The sequence below is a fragment of the Leifsonia sp. fls2-241-R2A-40a genome, from assembly GCF_030209575.1.
In the GTDB taxonomy this organism is placed as follows: Bacteria; Actinomycetota; Actinomycetes; order Actinomycetales; family Microbacteriaceae; genus Leifsonia.
In genome coordinates, this window is sequence record NZ_JARVRS010000001.1 from 2,935,808 (window position 1) to 2,951,693 (window position 15,886).

The window sequence follows — 15,886 nt, forward strand, 5'->3', positions numbered from 1 at the left end:
CCGTTGCGGTACCGACTGGCGGTCATCGCCGGCCGCCTCGCCCGCTGGCTTCTGCGCCTGCGGGGAGGCGGCTCCGCGGTGCCGGGCCGTGTCGCGCTCGCGATCGCCCCGAAGTTCCTCGAGCGTGCCGTCAGCCGGCTTCCTTTGGGCGTCGTATTCGTCTCCGGCTCCAACGGCAAGTCCACGACGACGAACATGCTCACGGCGATCCTGCGCGAGCACGGTCTCGACGTGTTCACCAATCCGTCCGGCGGCAACCTCCCGCAGGGGATCGCGTCGGCGCTGCTCGCCGACGTCCCGCTCGACGGGTACGTGCGCGGCGATGTCGGCGTCATCGAGGTCGATGAGGCCTACGGCGTCGATCTCGCGCGCGTCCTGAAGCCGCGGGGGTCGCTGCTGCTCAACGTGCAGATCGACCAGCTGAACCGCTTCTTCGAGCCCACCCGGGTGATCGGGATGCTGCGCTCGATCGCCGACGGCTCCTCCGAGTTCGTCGTGGTCAACGCGGACGACGACAGTCTCGCCCGCATCGGCGCCGACCTCGCCGGCCAGGGGCGCGACGTGACTTCGTTCGCCGTCGCGCCGTCGATCATCGAGGCATCCCCGAACGGCCTGGCGAACGTCAAGGACCTGACGGGCGCAACAGCCGGCGCGCTGCCGGCCCCGGCAGTGTTCGTCAGCAAGCTCGAGACGCAGAGCGCGCAACTCACCATCGGCGGCGACATCGTCCGCATCGGGCTTCCCGCGCGCGGACTGCACTACGCCGTGGATGCGGCGGGCGCGACCGCGATGGCTCGACGCCTGCTGGGCGACCGCTTCCACGCGAACAACGTGGTCGCCGCCATGGCCGCTCTCCGCACCGTCTACGGGCGCGGCGAGACGCTGCGCGTCGGCGACGAGGACGTCGAGATCATCATGATGAAGAACCCGCCGAGCCTCCAGCTCAATCTGGACTACCTCAGCGAGTCGCCCGAGCAGGTCTTCGTCGCGGTCGACGAGGGCACTCCCGACCCGTCCTGGGTGTACGACATCGACCTGTCGAAGCTCAGCCACGTGGATGTGGCGTCGGGCACGAAGGCCTGGCAGTTCGCCACGCGCTTCGCCTATGCGGGCATCGAGGTCGACCAGGTGCTTCCAGAGTTGAAGCCCGCGTTGCAGGCCTTCCTCGCCCTGCCGAAGCCGGCGCACGGCAACAAGACCATGATCGTCAACTACGAGCAGATGATGCTGATCCGCAAGCACCTGGGGTTCCTCGACCTGGAGGGCGGCGAGCGATGAGCGTGCTGCGCATCCTGCACCTGTATCCGGCCGAGCTCGGTATCAACGGCGACGCGGGCAACGTGCTCGCCCTCACCGAGCGCGCGCGCTGGCGCGGCCTCGACGTGGATGTGGTGACCCACGCCGTCGGCGGCGAGCTGCCGCACAGCGCGGACATCGTCCACATCGGCTCCGGGCCGCTCTCGGCGCAGCGCGCCGTCCACGAGGACGTCCTGGAGATCGCGCCGCGTCTGCGCGAATGGCGCGATGCCGGCGTCCCGATCCTGGCGATCGCGGGCGGGTGGCAGCTGCTCGGAACCGAGCTCGAGACCGGCGAGGGCGCGGTGCTCGGCGGAGCCGCGGTGTTCCCGACGCGCGCGGCCCTCGGGCGCAAGCGCCACGTCGGCGAGATCGTCGTGCGCCTGGCCGACGGCACGACCGTCGCGGGCTTCGAGAACCACTCGGCACACACCGTCCTGGACGGCGCCGAGCCGCTCGGCCGCATCGTCAGCGGGACCGGCAACGACGGCTCGCTGGAGGGCGTGGTGGTCGGCGCGTCGATCGGGACGCACCTCCACGGTCCGCTCCTCCCGATGAATCCGGTCCTCGCGGATCGCCTGCTGGCGACGGCGCTCCGCGCCGAGCTCCCGCCGGTCCCGCAGACCGAGCGCGTCGACCGCTACGCCACCAACGCGCGGCGCGCGATCGCCGACCGCCTCGGCGTCTCGCTCTAGCGCCTCACGCGTCTTTCTGCTGAGGTGCTCGCAGAGGCACCCGCGCACGGCGTGGTGCCCGCACGTTCGAGCACCTCGCGGGATCAGTTGATGTAGACGCGGGGGACGCGCGCGGCGACGCCGGTGATCATCTCGTCGGCGATGGTCTCCGCCCAGTCGGCGTACTTCTCCGCGGTGGGCTCGCCGTCGGCTCCGGACCCGAACAGGACGGCGGTGTCGCCGACCTCGACCCGGTGCGGCCCCGCATCCACAAGCATGCTGTCCGCGAGCACATCGATGACCGGGCAGCGGCGTCCACCGAGCAGCACGGAGGTCTTCGCGATGCCGAGCGTCGGGACGCCGTCGGCGTAGCCGATGCCCAGGCGGGCGTGCGTGGTGCCGCCGACGTGGACCTCGGTCACCGGGGCTTCCAGACGCATCGCCGGGATGAGGCCGAGCTCGGCCCCCGTCGTGTCGTCGAACGGGGAGAAGCCGTACGCGGCGATGCCGAACCGTACGAAGTCGAAGCGCGCCTCCGGCATCCGGATGCCCGCCGAGCTCGCCGCCAGGTGCAGCACCTCGAAGTGCGCGCCGAGCGCCTCGGCCTCGGCGACCGCATCCCGGAACTCGGCCAGCGCGGCCTCGTCGTCGGCGATGGACGCGTCCGCCAGGTGGGACCAGGCGGCGCGGATACGCAGCACTCCGGCCTCCTGAAGCGCGAGGGCCGCCCGGATGAGGTGGGGCCACTCCTCCCGCGTCGCGCCGTTGCGGCTGAGGCCGGTGTCCACCTTCAGGTGCACCACGGCCGGGCGGTCGGCGCCGGCTTCAGCGATCGCCTCGAGCTGCCACAGGGCGGAGATGCCGAGCTCGATGTCGGCCTCGATGCCCGCCCGCCAGTCGGTCTCCTGACCGTGCAGCCACGCCAGCAGTGGGACCTCGAAGCCGGCCTGCCTGAGCACCAGGCCCGCGGGGATCTCGAGGACCGCGAGGGAGGTGGCACCGGCGTCGAGTCCGGCCTCGGCGATCGGAAGGAGCCCGTGACCATAAGCGTCGGCCTTCACCGCGAGCATCGTCTGGGAGGGAGCGATCAGCTCGGTCAGGTGGGCGACGTTGTGCCGCACGGCAGCCAGGTCGACCACGGCACGGGGGAGAGGCTCGGCGACGGCATCCACGATGGTCACTCGCTGTACGTCCTCTCGATGCGCCGGCCGAGACGGCTGGTGATGACGGGAGCGGCGATGCCGATCGCATCGGCCCAGTCGAGCGCCGTGGGCTCGCCCAGCTCCGGGTCGCCGAACAGCACCACCGGTTCGCCGACCCGGGCCTCGTCGTCGCCGATGTCGACGACGAACTGATCCATGGCGATGCGGCCGGTGATCCGGCCGACGGTGCTGCCGACTTTCACGGGCGCCTTGTTCGAGGCGACGCGCAGAATGCCGTCGGCATAGCCCAGGGCCACCAGCACGAGGGTGCTCGGCCGGGAGGTGCGGTAGGTGTAGCCGTAAGAGACGCCGCGATCCGCCGGGACGCGTTTCACGGCGATGATCTCGCCGGCAACCCGCATGGCGGGCGCCGACGGACGTTCAGGATCGAGTCCGAAGAGCTCGGGTCCGACCAGCGTCGCGCCCTCGAGGTCGAGGTCGGGGTCGGATGCGACCGAGACGTCGACGGGGAGGCCTTCGTCAGCGATCGCCGCGGCATCCTCGAACCGGGAGACGAGAAAACCGCCGACCCCCGCATCCGTCAGCGCACGAGCCACGGGGATGAGCCCGTGTCCGTACGCGTCGGCGCGGAGATCGGCGGTGCAGTCGGGGAGCGAAGACGCTACGGCCGAACGGATGACGGAGAGGTCGATGTGGGCGCGCCTGCGCACGCCGGTGACTTTCGCCATCGTCCGGTCAGCCTCGCGTTTCGCGACGCGGCCGCGTTACGCGCGCTGCTCTTCGAACAGGCGAGCGGTCTCGTCGTGCCAGCTGTGGGCGATCTGCGAGAGCTTCTCCTGGTGCTTCTTGCCGTGGTGGGCGCAGAACAGGAGTTCTCCGTTGTTGACGACGACGCGGATGTAAGCCTGCGCGCCGCAGCTGTCGCAACGGTCGGCAGCCGTCAACTGCGGCCCCGATGCGAGCTCGTCAACCGCCCCGTTCTCCGAGGTGAGTGTCGACATTTGGTGCTCCTTTCCGTCGCTACCGCTGAACTCGGTACGTCTATAGAACCACGGATGTCCGGCAACCAGGCGCGCATTGGCTGCTATTTCGCTCAACGCGTAGCCTCACCGGCCCCCAGGGTGTCGTGGCGTAGGCTCCGCCGCCCGGCGCTTACTCTGGAAGAGCACGTGCGCCCGCACCCGGGATGGGCGCCACGATCCACAAGGAGCGCCCGTGGCGAGTTCGGACTATTCGGCCAGGCACCTCTCGGTGCTCGAGGGGCTGGAGGCCGTCCGCAAGCGCCCGGGCATGTACATCGGCTCCACCGACTCGCGTGGACTGATGCACTGCCTGTGGGAGATCATCGACAACTCCGTCGACGAGGCCCTCGCCGGTCACGGCACCGACATCGAGGTCATCCTGCACGCGGACGACAGCGTGGAGGTGCGCGACACCGCTCGCGGCATCCCCGTGGACATCGAGCCCAAGACCGGCCTGTCGGGCGTCGAGGTCGTCTTCACCAAGCTGCACGCCGGCGGAAAGTTCGGGAGCGGGTCGTACGCGGCCTCCGGCGGCCTGCACGGCGTGGGAGCCTCGGTCGTCAACGCGCTATCCGAGCGCCTCGACGTCGAGGTCGACCGGGACGGCAAGGTGTGGGCGATGTCGTTCCACCGCGGCGAGCCCGGCATCTTCGACGATGGGAAGGGCGAGCCGAGCCCGGACAGCCCCTTCACCCCCTTCGTCAGCGGCAGCGAGCTGCGGGTCGTCGGCAAGGTCGCCAAGGGCAAGACGGGCACCCGCATCCGCTATTGGGCCGACCGCCAGATCTTCACGAAGGGCGCGGAGTTCTCGACCGACGACCTGGTGGGCCGCGCCCGCCAGACGGCGTTCCTCGTGCCCGGCCTCGCGATCTCCATCGACGACAAGCGTCCGGGATCGGACGGCGCCGCTGCCGCGGGCCGCACCACCTTCCGTTACGAGGGCGGCATCTCGGAGTTCGTCGACTTCCTCGCACCGGACAGCCCGATCACCGAGACCTGGCGCCTCACCGGCGAGGGCCACTTCACCGAGACCGTTCCCGTGCTCTCCGACTCGGGGGCCATGCTGCCCACCGAGCTCACGCGCGAGTGCCAGGTCGACATCGCGCTGCGTTGGGGGACCGGCTACGACACGGTCATGCGCAGTTTCGTCAACATCATCGCCACGCCCAAGGGCGGGAGCCACCAGGCCGGCTTCGACCAGGGGATGCTCAAGTTCCTCCGCCAGCAGGTCGAGCAGAACGCGCGCCGGCTCAAGGCGGGGACGGACAAGCTCGAGAAGGACGACGTGATGGCGGGCCTCACGGCCGTGCTGACGGTGCGCCTTCCGGAGCCGCAGTTCGAGGGCCAGACGAAGGAGATCCTCGGGACGCCGGCCGTGCGCGCGATCGTCGCCAATGTCGTCCAGAAAGCGATGGCCGAACGGTTCGGGTCGTCCAAGCGCGACGACAAGGCGCAGTCGGCGCTCGTGCTCGACAAGGTCGTCGCCGAGATGAAGTCGCGCATCTCGGCCCGCGCTCACAAGGAGACGCAGCGCCGCAAGAACGCGCTCGAGACGTCATCCCTCCCGGCCAAGCTGGTCGACTGCCGCTCGAACGACGTGGCCAACAGCGAGCTGTTCATCGTCGAGGGCGACTCGGCGCTCGGGACCGCACGCCGGGCCCGCGACAGCGAGTACCAGGCGCTGCTGCCCATCCGCGGCAAGATCCTGAACGTGCAGAAGGCGTCCATCTCGGACATGCTGTCGAACGCCGAGTGCGCCGCGATCATCCAGGTGATCGGCGCCGGCTCCGGCCGCAGCTTCGACCTGTCGGTCGCGCGCTACGGCAAGGTCATCATCATGTCGGACGCCGACGTCGACGGCGCGCACATCCGGACGCTGCTGCTGACGCTGTTCTTCCGTTACATGCGGCCGATGATCGAAGAGGGCCGCGTCTTCGCCGCCGTGCCTCCGCTGCACCGGGTGGTGGTCGTGAACCCCGGCTCGAAGCCGAACGAGACGATCTACACGTACTCGGAGGCCGAGCTGCAGGCGGTCCTCGCCGACCTGAAGAAGCGCGGCAAGCGGTACCAGGAGCCGATCCAGCGCTACAAGGGCCTCGGCGAGATGGATGCGGACCAGCTGGCGACCACCACGATGGACCGCGCCCACCGCACCCTGCGCCGGGTGCGCGTCCCCGACGCCGAGTCGGCCAACCGCGTCTTCGAGCTCCTGATGGGCAACGACGTGGCCCCGCGCAAGGAGTTCATCATCGCCGGCGCCGACGACCTCAGCCGCGCCCGCATCGACGCCTAGCCGCCGAGCCGCGTACAAATCGGAGGAACTTCGGTCCCTGTTCGGGCTGATCTCCTCCGCCGGCCGCCGTGCCTCGGCAGGTCGGAACCGTTTTCCTCCGTTCCCGCTGCGCGGCAGGCGGGCGGCCTTGGTCGGATACGGAGGAGGATGGCTGTCGGCGTGCGGCGTGTCCCTGGAAACGGAGGACATCAGCGGCGTTGGAACCGCAGACTCCTCCGTTTTCGCACGGGCGTGCCAGAGCTATGGACGCGCGAAATGGCCGGCTGGACGAGACCGCGTCAGCCGATGCGGCGGCCGATCGAGCCTACGACGGTGTCCAGGGGGGTTCCGGAGCCGTCGCGGCGGGCGCCGCCCTCGGGGAGGGTGCGCGCGACGCCGTCCGGGGCGACCGCGTAGGCAGGGCCGCGACCGGCCCAAGCGAGCACGAGCTCGCTCTCGCCCTTGAGGAACCGCTGGGCACGCACGCCGCCGGTGGCCCGGCCCTTGGCCGGGTACTCGGCGAAGTCGCTGACCTTGGCGGTGCCGGGGTCGGCGCCGGGCAGGGTGGCGTCGCTCGCGGCGATGGTCGCCACCACGGCCTCCTCCGCCTCGCCGGGCGCGACCGCGCCGAAGAAGATGACCCGGGCACCGGAACCGAGGTTGATGCCGGCCATACCGCCGGCCGCTCGGCCCTGCGGACGCACGCTCGACGCGGCGAAGCGCAGCAGCTGCGCGTCGCTGGCGACGAACACCAGCTCGTCCTCGTCCGCGACCGTGGTGGCTCCGACGACCTCGTCGCCGGGCTTCAGTGCGATGATCTCGAACTCCGGCTTGTTCGCCCAGTCGCCGGCGGCCACGCGCTTCACGACGCCCTGCTTCGTGCCGAGCGCGATCGTCCGCTCGGAGTCGAGCGAGGCGAGTGCGAGGATGCGCTCCTTCTTGTCCGCCAGCGCCAGATAGTCGCCGACCTTGACACCGGCACCGAGCTGGATGGAGTTGGCCGGCACCCCCGGCAGGTCGACGGGGGAGAAGCGGATGAGCCGGCCGGTGTTCGTCACCGCGCCGATCTCGCTGCGGCTCGTGGTGTCGAGCTGGGAGAGGATCGCGTCGTGCTTGCTGCGCCGGGCCGGCGGCTGGATGCGGTCCAGGCCGCCCTCTGCGCCGTCGGCGGCCTCCGCGACGGTCGACGCATCCACCCGCAGGATCCGCCCGGTCGTGGACAGGTAGACGCGCGTCGGGACGTCCGCCACTTCGAGCTGCACGGTCGCGGCCTTGCTGCGCGACGCCCCGGCGATCGACGGCTTCGCCTCGGTCAGGAGGGTGCGCCGCGGTGTCCCGAAGGTGGCCGCAACCCGCTCGAGCTCGTCGGACACCAGGTCGTTGATCCGCTGCTGGGAGGCGAGGAGGCTCTCCAGCTCCTCGATCTCGGCGCGCAGCTGGTCGCGCTCGGTCTCGAGCTCGATGCGGCTGAACTTGGTGAGCCGGCGGAGGCGCAGTTCGAGGATGTAGTCGGCCTGCAGCGTGCTGAGGTCGAACACCTGCATGAGCCGTCCGCGCGCCTGCTCGGTGTCGTCGGAGGTGCGGATGACCTGGATGACCTCGTCGATGTCGAGGATCGCGATCAGCAGGCCTTCGACGAGGTGCAGGCGTTCCTTGCGCCGAGCCAGGCGGAAGCGCGAACGGCGCGTGACCACGCTGATGCGGTGATCGAGGTACACCCGCAGCAGCTCGCGGAGTCCGAGCGTCTGCGGGCCGCCGGCGACTAGCGCGACGTTGTTGATCGCGAAGCCCTCTTCGAGCGGGGTGTGCCGGTAGAGCTGCTCGAGCACCGCATCCGCGCTGAAACCGGTCTTGATGCCGATGACGAGCCGGAGGCCGTGCTGACGGTCGGACAGGTCGGTGACGTCGGAGATGCCGTTGAGCTTCTTGCCGTTGACGCCGTCCTTGATCTTCTCGATGACCTTCTCGGGGCCGACGCCGTAGGGCAGCTCGGTGACGACGAGCCCGCTCTTGCGCGCGGTGATCGACTCCACCGTCACCTTCGCGCGCATCCGGAAGCTGCCGCGTCCGGTGGCGTAGGCATCGCGAACGCCGGCCAGCCCGGCGATGGTCCCTCCGCCGGGGAGGTCGGGACCGGGCACGTAGGCCATCAGGTCGTCGAGGGTCGCGTCGGGGTTCTCGAGCAGGTGACGGGCCGCGCCGACGACCTCGATCAGGTTGTGGGGCGCCATGTTGGTCGCCATGCCGACCGCGATGCCGCTTGCACCGTTGACGAGCAGGTTCGGGAAGGCGGCGGGCAGCACATCCGGCTGCATCAGCTGGTTGTCGTAGTTGGGGACGAAGTCGACGACATCCTCGTCGAGGTCCTCGGTCATGGCGAGGGCGGCCGCGGCGAGGCGTGCCTCGGTGTATCGCGCGGCCGCGGGACCGTCGTCGAGCGAGCCGAAGTTGCCGTGGCCGTCGACCAGCGGCACGCGCAGGGTGAAGTCCTGCGCCATGCGCACCAGGGCGTCGTAGATCGCGCTGTCGCCGTGCGGGTGCAGCTTTCCCATCACCTCGCCGGTGACGCGCGCCGACTTCACGTGGCCGCGGTCGGGTCGGAGGCCCATCTCGGTCATCATGTAGAGGATGCGGCGCTGGACGGGCTTGAGGCCGTCGCGCGCGTCCGGAAGTGCCCGGGAGTAGATGACCGAGTAGGCGTATTCGAGGAACGAGCCCTGCATCTCGGTCGTGACGTCGACGTCTTCGATGCGTTCCGTCGTTCCGGCGGCGGGCTTGTCGTCTGCTGGTGTCATCGGTGCAATCTCGGGAGGGGCGGGGGAGTCGCGTAGGGCGGCTCGGCCGGCTGCGATGGCTGTGCCAGACTGGGCCGGATGCCCCCCATGCTACCGGCCGCGTTCACCACCCGAGCGAGCCTCGCCACGGTTATGCCGAGTTCGCTGGCCGCGCTCTCCGGGGAGCAGAACGACCTGGGGCTGCCGAGACTGGATCACATCGTGGTGATCGTCGTCGACGGCCTGGGCGCGGCCTCGCTGCGCGCTCGCGCGGGCCACGCCCGCACCCTGGCGCCGCTGCTGGGCAAGGCGACCACGATCGACGCCGGCTTCCCGACCACGACGGCGGCCGCGCTCGCCACCCTGACCACCGGGACCACGCCGGGCCGGCACGGACTCGTCGGCTACCGGGTGCGGGACGGCGCAGGCCGTCTCACCAACCAGCTCACCGGCTGGGACGAGCGCATGGACCCTGCGACCTGGCAGCGCTCGCGCACCATCTTCGAGCGAGCCGCCGAGGAGGGCGTGAAGACGCGCGCGATCGGCCTTCCGAAGTTCGAGGGCACCGGGTTCACCGCGGCGGTGCTGCGCGGCGCCGAGTTCGTCGGTGTCCAGTCGATGGCCGGCCGGTTCGAGGCGGCGATGGATGCGGTCAGCGCCGCCGGTCCGGGGCTGACCTACCTGTACGTCGCCGAACTCGACCAGCTGTCGCACGCGCGCGGCTGGGAGTCACCGGAGTGGACGTCCTCCCTCGAAACCCTCGACGCGCTCGTCTCCGACTTCGCCCGGCGTCTCGGCCCCGGCCGCGGCGCCCTGCTGACCGCCGACCACGGCGCGGTGGATGTGCCCGAGAGCGGCCACATCCTCTACGACACCGCTCCGGAACTCCTGGCCGGGGTCGCGGAGGTCGCGGGCGAGCCGCGCCTGCTGCACCTCTACCTGGAGGAGGGTGCCTCAGAGACCGCGGTCGCCGAGGCCTGGCGCGACGCCGAGGGAGACCGCTCCTGGATCGCGACCCGCTCCGAGGCGATCGACGCGGGCTGGTTCGGCCCAACAGTCGACCCCGAGGTCGCGCCGCGCATCGGGGACGTGCTCGTCGCACCGCGCAAACGGGTCGCCTACTACGACGGCCGCGACCCCCAGCGCACCGGCCGCAACATGGTCGGCCAGCACGGTTCGCTCACGCCGGAGGAGACGCGGGTTCCGCTGCTGCGGTTCGGCGCGGCAGGCTGATCTCGGCCGTGACCGGGAGCGACGCGTGCGCCGTCCGGGTCGTGGGAGTCGCCGGAGTCGCCTGAGCCGCCGGGGCGACGGCCGTCGCAGTCGGCACTGCGGCATCCACCGGCGCGGGCTTTCCGGGGCGGAACCGCTGCACCCAGTAGGCGAAGCCGCGTCCCGGTCCCCAGTTCTTCAGCGACATGGCCGGGCTCTCGACGAACCGCCAGCTGAGCCAGGAGAGTGTGAGGACGATGATCGCCGCCCCGAGGATCATCGGAACGGCGCCCAGCTTGTAGAGGCCGAAATAGGCCAGCGTCTGCTGCACCGGGAACGCGTAGAGGTACACACCGTACGAGATGTCGTTCTGCTGCCCGATCTTGCGCAGACGGCCGGGGACCGCCGAGCCGAGCCACAGGATGAAGTAAACGCCCGCAGGCACGCCGATGACGCCGTAGCCGCCGTTCAGCAGCGTCCAGACGAGGACGACGCCGGCGGCGATGCCGAAGCGCGGGTTCAGCGGGATCGACCGTGAGTACACCGCGAAGGCGGCGCCCACGGCGAAGGGATACGCCAGGTAGCAGAACTGCACGCTGCCGAGCGGGGGGAAGACCGTCCCCATCGTGCCCGGGCTGACCAGGTTGATGATCTGCGCGACGAAGAACACGGCCGCGACGACGACCACCACGGGACGGGCCTTGGTCAGGACGCCCGCAATCAGCAGCAGGCCGATCATGACGTAGCAGTCCCACTCGTAGCCGAGCGTCCACATGGAGCCGTTGATCACGCTGGCGTGCGTCTCCTGGCCGTAGGGAGTCGAGTTCTGGAAGACGTCGAGGATGCCCCAGGTGGTCCCGTGCAGGTTCCAGTTGGAGGCGAGGTAGTGCCAGGGGCTGGCCCCGGAGCGCGCGAAGTACGCGGCGAGGGAGTGACCGTCGAGCGACCAGATGATCGGTCCGAGCACGAGGGCCGACAGCAGCAGGACGAGGAGGAACGCCGGGAAGATGCGCAGCACGCGACGCCAGGCGAACTGCATGACGTCGGCGGACATCCCGCTCTTGGTGATGAGGTAGCCGCTGATCGCGAAGAACCCGGCGACGGCGAGGGTGCCGAGGTTCGCCTGGCCGCGCGTGATGCCCGACCCCGGGTCGTGCCCGAAGCCGCCCAGCGGGAAGGTGTGCGACACCAGAACCGCCAGCGCCAGGACGAGACGGATCAGACCGAGCGCGTTGTCGTGGCCGCGCAGGCCGGAACTGATCGTCCGTGCAGGGTCGGTTGAGCGCATTCCCACAGGATACGGGACGATGTCCGCGAATCCGGTAACAACGGTCGGCGGTGCGTGCCCAGCGGGCCACCGCCGATAAGAGGAGTGCTACGCCAGATCGTCGTCCGTGCGGGCGCCGAACACGATCTCGTCCCAGCTCGGCATCGACGCCCGCCCCTTCTTCCGCGACGACGGCTGAGGGCCGGAATCGGTCGAGGGCGCGCTCGGCGGTGCCGGGACGTCGAGGGGGAGCGGGGTCTGCTCCGCGACGGGCTGACGCTCCTCGATCACGCGGAACGGGGACGGGTCGAGCGGCAGGGTCCGGTTCGGAGAGGACTCCTGTGGCGCTTCCACGTGCGCGTCGGTCGAGAGCGAGGGCAGCGGGGGAGTCGGCTTCGGCTCGGCCGGGGTCCTCCGGTCGTCGTAGCTGGCGGCCTCGCGCTCACCGCGGCGGCGGCGCAGCGCCTCCAGCAGGTCGGCCGTCTGGTGCAGGTCGCGCGGAGCGTCGTCCGCGCGCTTGATCGCGGAGACGGCGATGGAGTTGTTGGCGCCGGGCGTGCGGCCCTGCGGCAGAGGCTCGATCGGCGCGGTGACCTCCGGACCGAGAAGGTCGGCGGGCGGCGCGGGGAAACTGAAGGCGCCGCTGTCGAAGCGGGAGCTGTCCGGCTCGCCCTCGTTCGGCAGCACGGCGCGCAGGCGCGGGATGAGGGCACCGCCGCGCAGCTCACCAGCCTGGGAGAGGGTGGTCGCCTCCGAGTTCAGAGGGGCGAGCGCATGCTTGCGGGCGTCGTACGTCCAGCGGGCGTCGTGGTCGATCGTGTCGGCCGTGAACTCCAGCTTCACGATCCAGCCGGTCTCGCTGTCCTTCCAGCTCGCCCAGCGCTCGCCGGCCACGCCGAGCGACGCGAGCCGCTCCCGGATGACCGTGCCGAACGTCTCCGGCTCGCCGAGCGGATCGACGGCGTCGGAGGTGTGGACCGGCACGCTGAGGGCGCTCGCGACGATGTGCTCGCGCTCCGCGATGATCGGTCCTTCGAACCGCTGCACGTACTCCAGGGGTGCGCCGGTGACGGCGGCGACATCCTCGGCGGACATGCCGGAGCGGATGTGCGCCTGCACTTCGCGCGGTGAGAGCTTCGGCGCGTCGGCGGGCGTCTCCTGACGCACCTGACGGACCTTCGACTGCAACGCCTCGTCCACGGCGATGCGGAAACGCTCACCGTCGTCGCCGACGGCGACGAGTGCGCCGTTCTCGACCCCGATGACCTTCAAATCCTGCATGTGGATTGCCTTCCGAGCTCGTTCGTACCGCCTCAGGATGACACGGCGAAGAAGCCATTTCCGGGAATAGCGCGGGCGTGCCGGAAGTTGCACACCGAGCAATCGCTGAAAGGGTCCTGCATGGTTTTGCTATTCAGGTGCGATTGATGCAAACTATGGCCGCCGATTGCGAGAATCGGCCGTTACGACGAGAAGTGGATGGGCATGGCAACCGATTACGACGCACCGCGGAAGACCGAGGACGACTCCGAGTCGATCGAGGCCCTCAAGGAGCGTGTCCCGGACAAGATGTCGGGTGTCGTGGATGTCGAAGACGCCGATAACCCCGGCGGCTACGAGCTCCCCGGTGCCGACCTCTCCGACCTCGATCTCGACGTCGTGGTGCTGCCTCCCCAGGCGGACGAGTTCACCTGCGTGAACTGCTTCCTGGTGAAGCACCGCTCCCAGATCGACCACGACACCAAGCTCGGGCCGATCTGCGTGGAGTGCGCAGCCTGACGACAGAGCTACGAGACGAGGCGAGCCTCACCGAGAACCCGGACCAGCTGGTCCGGGTTTCTTGTTGAGAGGAGCCAGTAGGGCGCCGGGTCGTCCTGGTCGAGCACCGGCACCTTGACGACGGGCTTGATCCAGCCGCGGATGAGCAGCCACGCGCGGGCGTCGAGCAGACGGCCCCGCTCCTGCGTCGCGGCGTCGCCGTCGTAAGCGGACGGCTGCCCGACGAGGGAGAGCGGGATGCGCGCGTTTCCGGCGACCAGCTCGTCCTTCGTGACGCGGATCACCGGAGCGGTCGTGACCAGGAAGATCGCCCAGGCGACGTAGATCCCGATGGCCAGGACGACGCCGATCGCGAAGTTGATGGGCGCGAACACCAGCATGACCGCGGGGATGACGAGCAGGGTCGAGATGAACAGCCAGGGGGTCGCCCACAGTCGTTCTCGGTACAGGTCCATGACCTCTATTCGATCAGACTTCTGCACTAGCCTCTGACACGTGACCGATACCGTCGACGTCCCCGTCATCGCCCCCTTCCCTCCCGCGTACGCGCACGAGGGGGACGCCGGTGCCGACCTGTGCGCCGCCGAGTCGATCACCCTCGGGCCGGGCGAGCGCTTCACGATGCCGACCGGGGTGTCCATCGCCCTTCCGGAGGGCTACGCCGCGTTCGTGGTGCCGCGCAGCGGACTGGCGATGCGGCACGGTCTCACCATCGTCAACTCGCCGGGCACCGTGGATGCGGGCTACCGCGGCGAGATCCGGGTCACCCTCCTCAACACGGACAGATCGATGCCGTACGATATCGCCGTCGGCGACAGGATCGCCCAGCTGATCGTCATGCCGGTCACGCGGGCCAGGTTCATCCCCGTCGACTCCCTCCCGGACAGCCACCGCGGCACCGCGGGCTTCGGCTCGTCCGGGTACACGGTGACCGAGTCAGGAGAACACGCGTGAGCGACATCAGCGACACCCCTCGCGGGTCCGAGGAGGGCGCCGAGCTCGAGCAGCAGGACGGCGCCGCCGTCGAGTTCGAGAAGTCGGCACCCGAGGACCGCGCGACGGAGGGGCCGCTCGACGAGAGCGAGGCCAACCCGGTCCGCCCGTACGTCGATCTCGGCGGCGTGAAGATCCTCCCGCGCGAAGGCCTGCACCTGCGGCTGGAGGTCGAGGAGGAGACGCAGCGCGTCGTCGCCGTCGGCCTCGACTACGCGGGCTCGACCCTTCAGGTCCAGCCGTTCGCAGCACCGCGCTCGTCCGGGCTGTGGCACGAGATCCGCGACCAGATCACCGACCAGGTGCAGCGGCAGGGCGGCCGGGTCACCGAGCGCGACGGCGCCTTCGGGCCCGAGCTCGTGGCCGAGATCCCCGTCGCCGCGCCCGACGGCGGGCCCGTGGAGACGCGTGTCGCGCGCTTCGTCGGCGTGGATGGTCCCCGCTGGTTCCTCCGCGGCGTGATCGCCGGGGATGCGGCGGTGCAGCCGGAGGCCGCAGCGCTCGTCGAGGACCTCTTCCGCAGCATCGTCGTCGTGCGCGGGTCCGTCCCGATGCCGCCGCGCGACCTCATCCCGCTGCGCATGCCCGCCGCCCCCGCCACCGGCGGCGAGAACGACTACTCCTCTCTCTAAGGCATGAGCATGACCGACCAGGACCGTCCTGACCCCGAGTCCGACGGCGCGGCCGCGCCGGGAGCGGGCGAGACCGGGAGGGACGCTCCGGCGCCCGCCCTCGGCGACAGCATCGCGGCTGCCGCACGCCGTTCCGGGCTGGGCCAGCTCGCCGACACGGACGCATCGACGGGAACCGCGCTGCTGGGAGCCCTCGGCGGCGTGCGCGGCCTGCTGGAGACCATCCTTCCCGGCCTGGTCTTCCTCATCCTGTTCACCTTCACGCAGAACGTGCCGCTGTCGATCGGCTGCTCGGTCGCGGTCGCGGTCGTCTTCACCGTGGTGCGGATCGTCGGCAAGACGCCGGTCACCCAGGCGCTCGCCGGCCTCATTGGCGTCGGCATCTCCGCGATCCTCGCCCTCATCACCGGACGCGGCGAGGACAACTTCCTCCTCGGCATCTGGACGAACGCCGCGTATGCCGCGGGCATCCTGATCTCGATGCTGGTGCGCTGGCCGATCATCGGGCTGGCGGCCGGGTACCTCATGGGCGACGGTGTCGCCTGGCGCAACGACAAGCGCAAGTACCGCGTCATGCAGGCGCTCACGCTCCTCTGGTTCCTGCTCTTCGCGGCCCGGCTCGTGGTGCAGGTTCCCCTCTATCTGGCGCACACCGACGCCGCGACCAGCGCGCTCGCGCTCACCAAGCTGCTGATGGGCGTGCCGCTGTATGCGCCGCTGCTCCTGGTGACGTGGTTCGTCGTGAAGGGGCAGTTCCCGCAGAAGCCCGCCGCGGGCGAACCGCGCGCCTCCGGTCGGTAGC

General features: G+C 70.3%; 15 protein-coding genes. 8 read left to right on the forward strand and 7 right to left on the reverse strand.

Translation table 11 applies throughout. The annotated features are described in order from the left end of the window. Positions 1 to 3 precede the first annotated feature (3 nt). The gene (locus QRN40_RS14510) at positions 4 to 1,278 is read left to right on the forward strand and encodes a MurT ligase domain-containing protein (RefSeq protein WP_285116432.1); all 1,275 of its coding nucleotides are present in this window, start codon (positions 4 to 6) and stop codon (positions 1,276 to 1,278) included. Beyond that, complete coding sequence (locus QRN40_RS14515; protein ID WP_285116433.1) at positions 1,275 to 1,991, forward strand: type 1 glutamine amidotransferase; 717 nt, start codon at positions 1,275 to 1,277, stop codon at positions 1,989 to 1,991. The genes QRN40_RS14510 and QRN40_RS14515 overlap by 4 nt, the downstream gene beginning before the upstream one ends. Before the next feature lie 83 nt (positions 1,992 to 2,074). Here QRN40_RS14515 and alr read toward each other — a convergent pair whose 3' ends face one another. The 3 genes from alr to QRN40_RS14530 are packed head-to-tail and all read right to left on the reverse strand — an operon-like array spanning position 2,075 to position 4,134. Beyond that, the gene (alr, locus tag QRN40_RS14520) at positions 2,075 to 3,151 is read right to left on the reverse strand and encodes an alanine racemase (protein WP_285116434.1); all 1,077 of its coding nucleotides are present in this window, start codon (positions 3,149 to 3,151) and stop codon (positions 2,075 to 2,077) included. Next, on the reverse strand, positions 3,148 to 3,861 hold the full coding sequence (locus QRN40_RS14525) for an alanine racemase (RefSeq protein WP_285116435.1): 714 nt from the start codon (positions 3,859 to 3,861) through the stop codon (positions 3,148 to 3,150). The genes alr and QRN40_RS14525 overlap by 4 nt, the downstream gene beginning before the upstream one ends. Before the next feature lie 36 nt (positions 3,862 to 3,897). After that, positions 3,898 to 4,134, reverse strand: a complete 237-nt coding sequence (locus QRN40_RS14530; RefSeq protein WP_018191296.1) for a DUF7455 domain-containing protein — start codon at positions 4,132 to 4,134, stop codon at positions 3,898 to 3,900. 214 nt (positions 4,135 to 4,348) lie between these two features. Between QRN40_RS14530 and QRN40_RS14535 the strand changes: the two genes are divergently transcribed. Continuing rightward, the gene (locus QRN40_RS14535) at positions 4,349 to 6,448 is read left to right on the forward strand and encodes a DNA gyrase/topoisomerase IV subunit B (RefSeq protein ID WP_285116436.1); all 2,100 of its coding nucleotides are present in this window, start codon (positions 4,349 to 4,351) and stop codon (positions 6,446 to 6,448) included. Positions 6,449 to 6,726: 278 nt separating this feature from the next. Here the strand turns inward: QRN40_RS14535 and QRN40_RS14540 are convergent, their stop codons facing one another. After that, on the reverse strand, positions 6,727 to 9,222 hold the full coding sequence (locus QRN40_RS14540; protein WP_285116437.1) for a DNA gyrase/topoisomerase IV subunit A: 2,496 nt from the start codon (positions 9,220 to 9,222) through the stop codon (positions 6,727 to 6,729). An 87-nt stretch (positions 9,223 to 9,309) separates the two neighbouring features. Here QRN40_RS14540 and QRN40_RS14545 point away from each other — a divergent pair, with 87 nt between their 5' ends. Further along, a complete protein-coding gene (locus QRN40_RS14545; RefSeq protein ID WP_285117503.1) occupies positions 9,310 to 10,434 on the forward strand; it encodes an alkaline phosphatase family protein in 1,125 nt (374 codons plus the stop codon). Here the strand turns inward: QRN40_RS14545 and QRN40_RS14550 are convergent. Both QRN40_RS14550 and sepH read right to left on the reverse strand, forming a co-directional pair. After that, positions 10,382 to 11,701 carry an acyltransferase family protein gene (locus QRN40_RS14550; protein WP_285116438.1) on the reverse strand — a complete coding sequence of 440 codons (1,320 nt, stop codon included), beginning with the start codon at positions 11,699 to 11,701 and terminating at the stop codon, positions 10,382 to 10,384. The two genes, QRN40_RS14545 and QRN40_RS14550, sit on opposite strands and share 53 nt — an antisense overlap. 87 nt (positions 11,702 to 11,788) lie before the next feature. Then, a complete protein-coding gene (gene sepH / locus QRN40_RS14555; RefSeq protein ID WP_285116439.1) occupies positions 11,789 to 12,961 on the reverse strand; it encodes a septation protein SepH in 1,173 nt (390 codons plus the stop codon). 204 nt (positions 12,962 to 13,165) lie between these two features. Here sepH and QRN40_RS14560 point away from each other — a divergent pair, with 204 nt between their 5' ends. Next, positions 13,166 to 13,459 carry a DUF4193 domain-containing protein gene (locus QRN40_RS14560; protein WP_285116440.1) on the forward strand — a complete coding sequence of 98 codons (294 nt, stop codon included), beginning with the start codon at positions 13,166 to 13,168 and terminating at the stop codon, positions 13,457 to 13,459. A gap of 8 nt (positions 13,460 to 13,467) precedes the next feature. Here the strand turns inward: QRN40_RS14560 and QRN40_RS14565 are convergent, their stop codons facing one another. After that, entirely contained in the window at positions 13,468 to 13,914 is a 447-nt protein-coding gene (locus QRN40_RS14565; protein ID WP_285116441.1) for a DUF3093 domain-containing protein, read from the reverse strand. A gap of 40 nt (positions 13,915 to 13,954) precedes the next feature. Between QRN40_RS14565 and dut the strand changes: the two genes are divergently transcribed. Genes dut through QRN40_RS14580 form a run of 3 tightly spaced genes read left to right on the forward strand, consistent with a single transcriptional unit; the run spans position 13,955 to position 15,885 of the window. Further along, positions 13,955 to 14,413, forward strand: a complete 459-nt coding sequence (gene dut / locus QRN40_RS14570; protein ID WP_285116442.1) for a dUTP diphosphatase — start codon at positions 13,955 to 13,957, stop codon at positions 14,411 to 14,413. After that, the gene (locus tag QRN40_RS14575) at positions 14,410 to 15,084 is read left to right on the forward strand and encodes a DUF3710 domain-containing protein (RefSeq protein ID WP_285116443.1); all 675 of its coding nucleotides are present in this window, start codon (positions 14,410 to 14,412) and stop codon (positions 15,082 to 15,084) included. The genes dut and QRN40_RS14575 overlap by 4 nt, the downstream gene beginning before the upstream one ends. Positions 15,085 to 15,093: 9 nt before the next feature. Continuing rightward, positions 15,094 to 15,885: a DUF3159 domain-containing protein gene (locus QRN40_RS14580; protein WP_285116444.1), complete on the forward strand. Its 792-nt coding sequence runs from the start codon at positions 15,094 to 15,096 to the stop codon at positions 15,883 to 15,885. Position 15,886 lies beyond the last annotated feature (1 nt).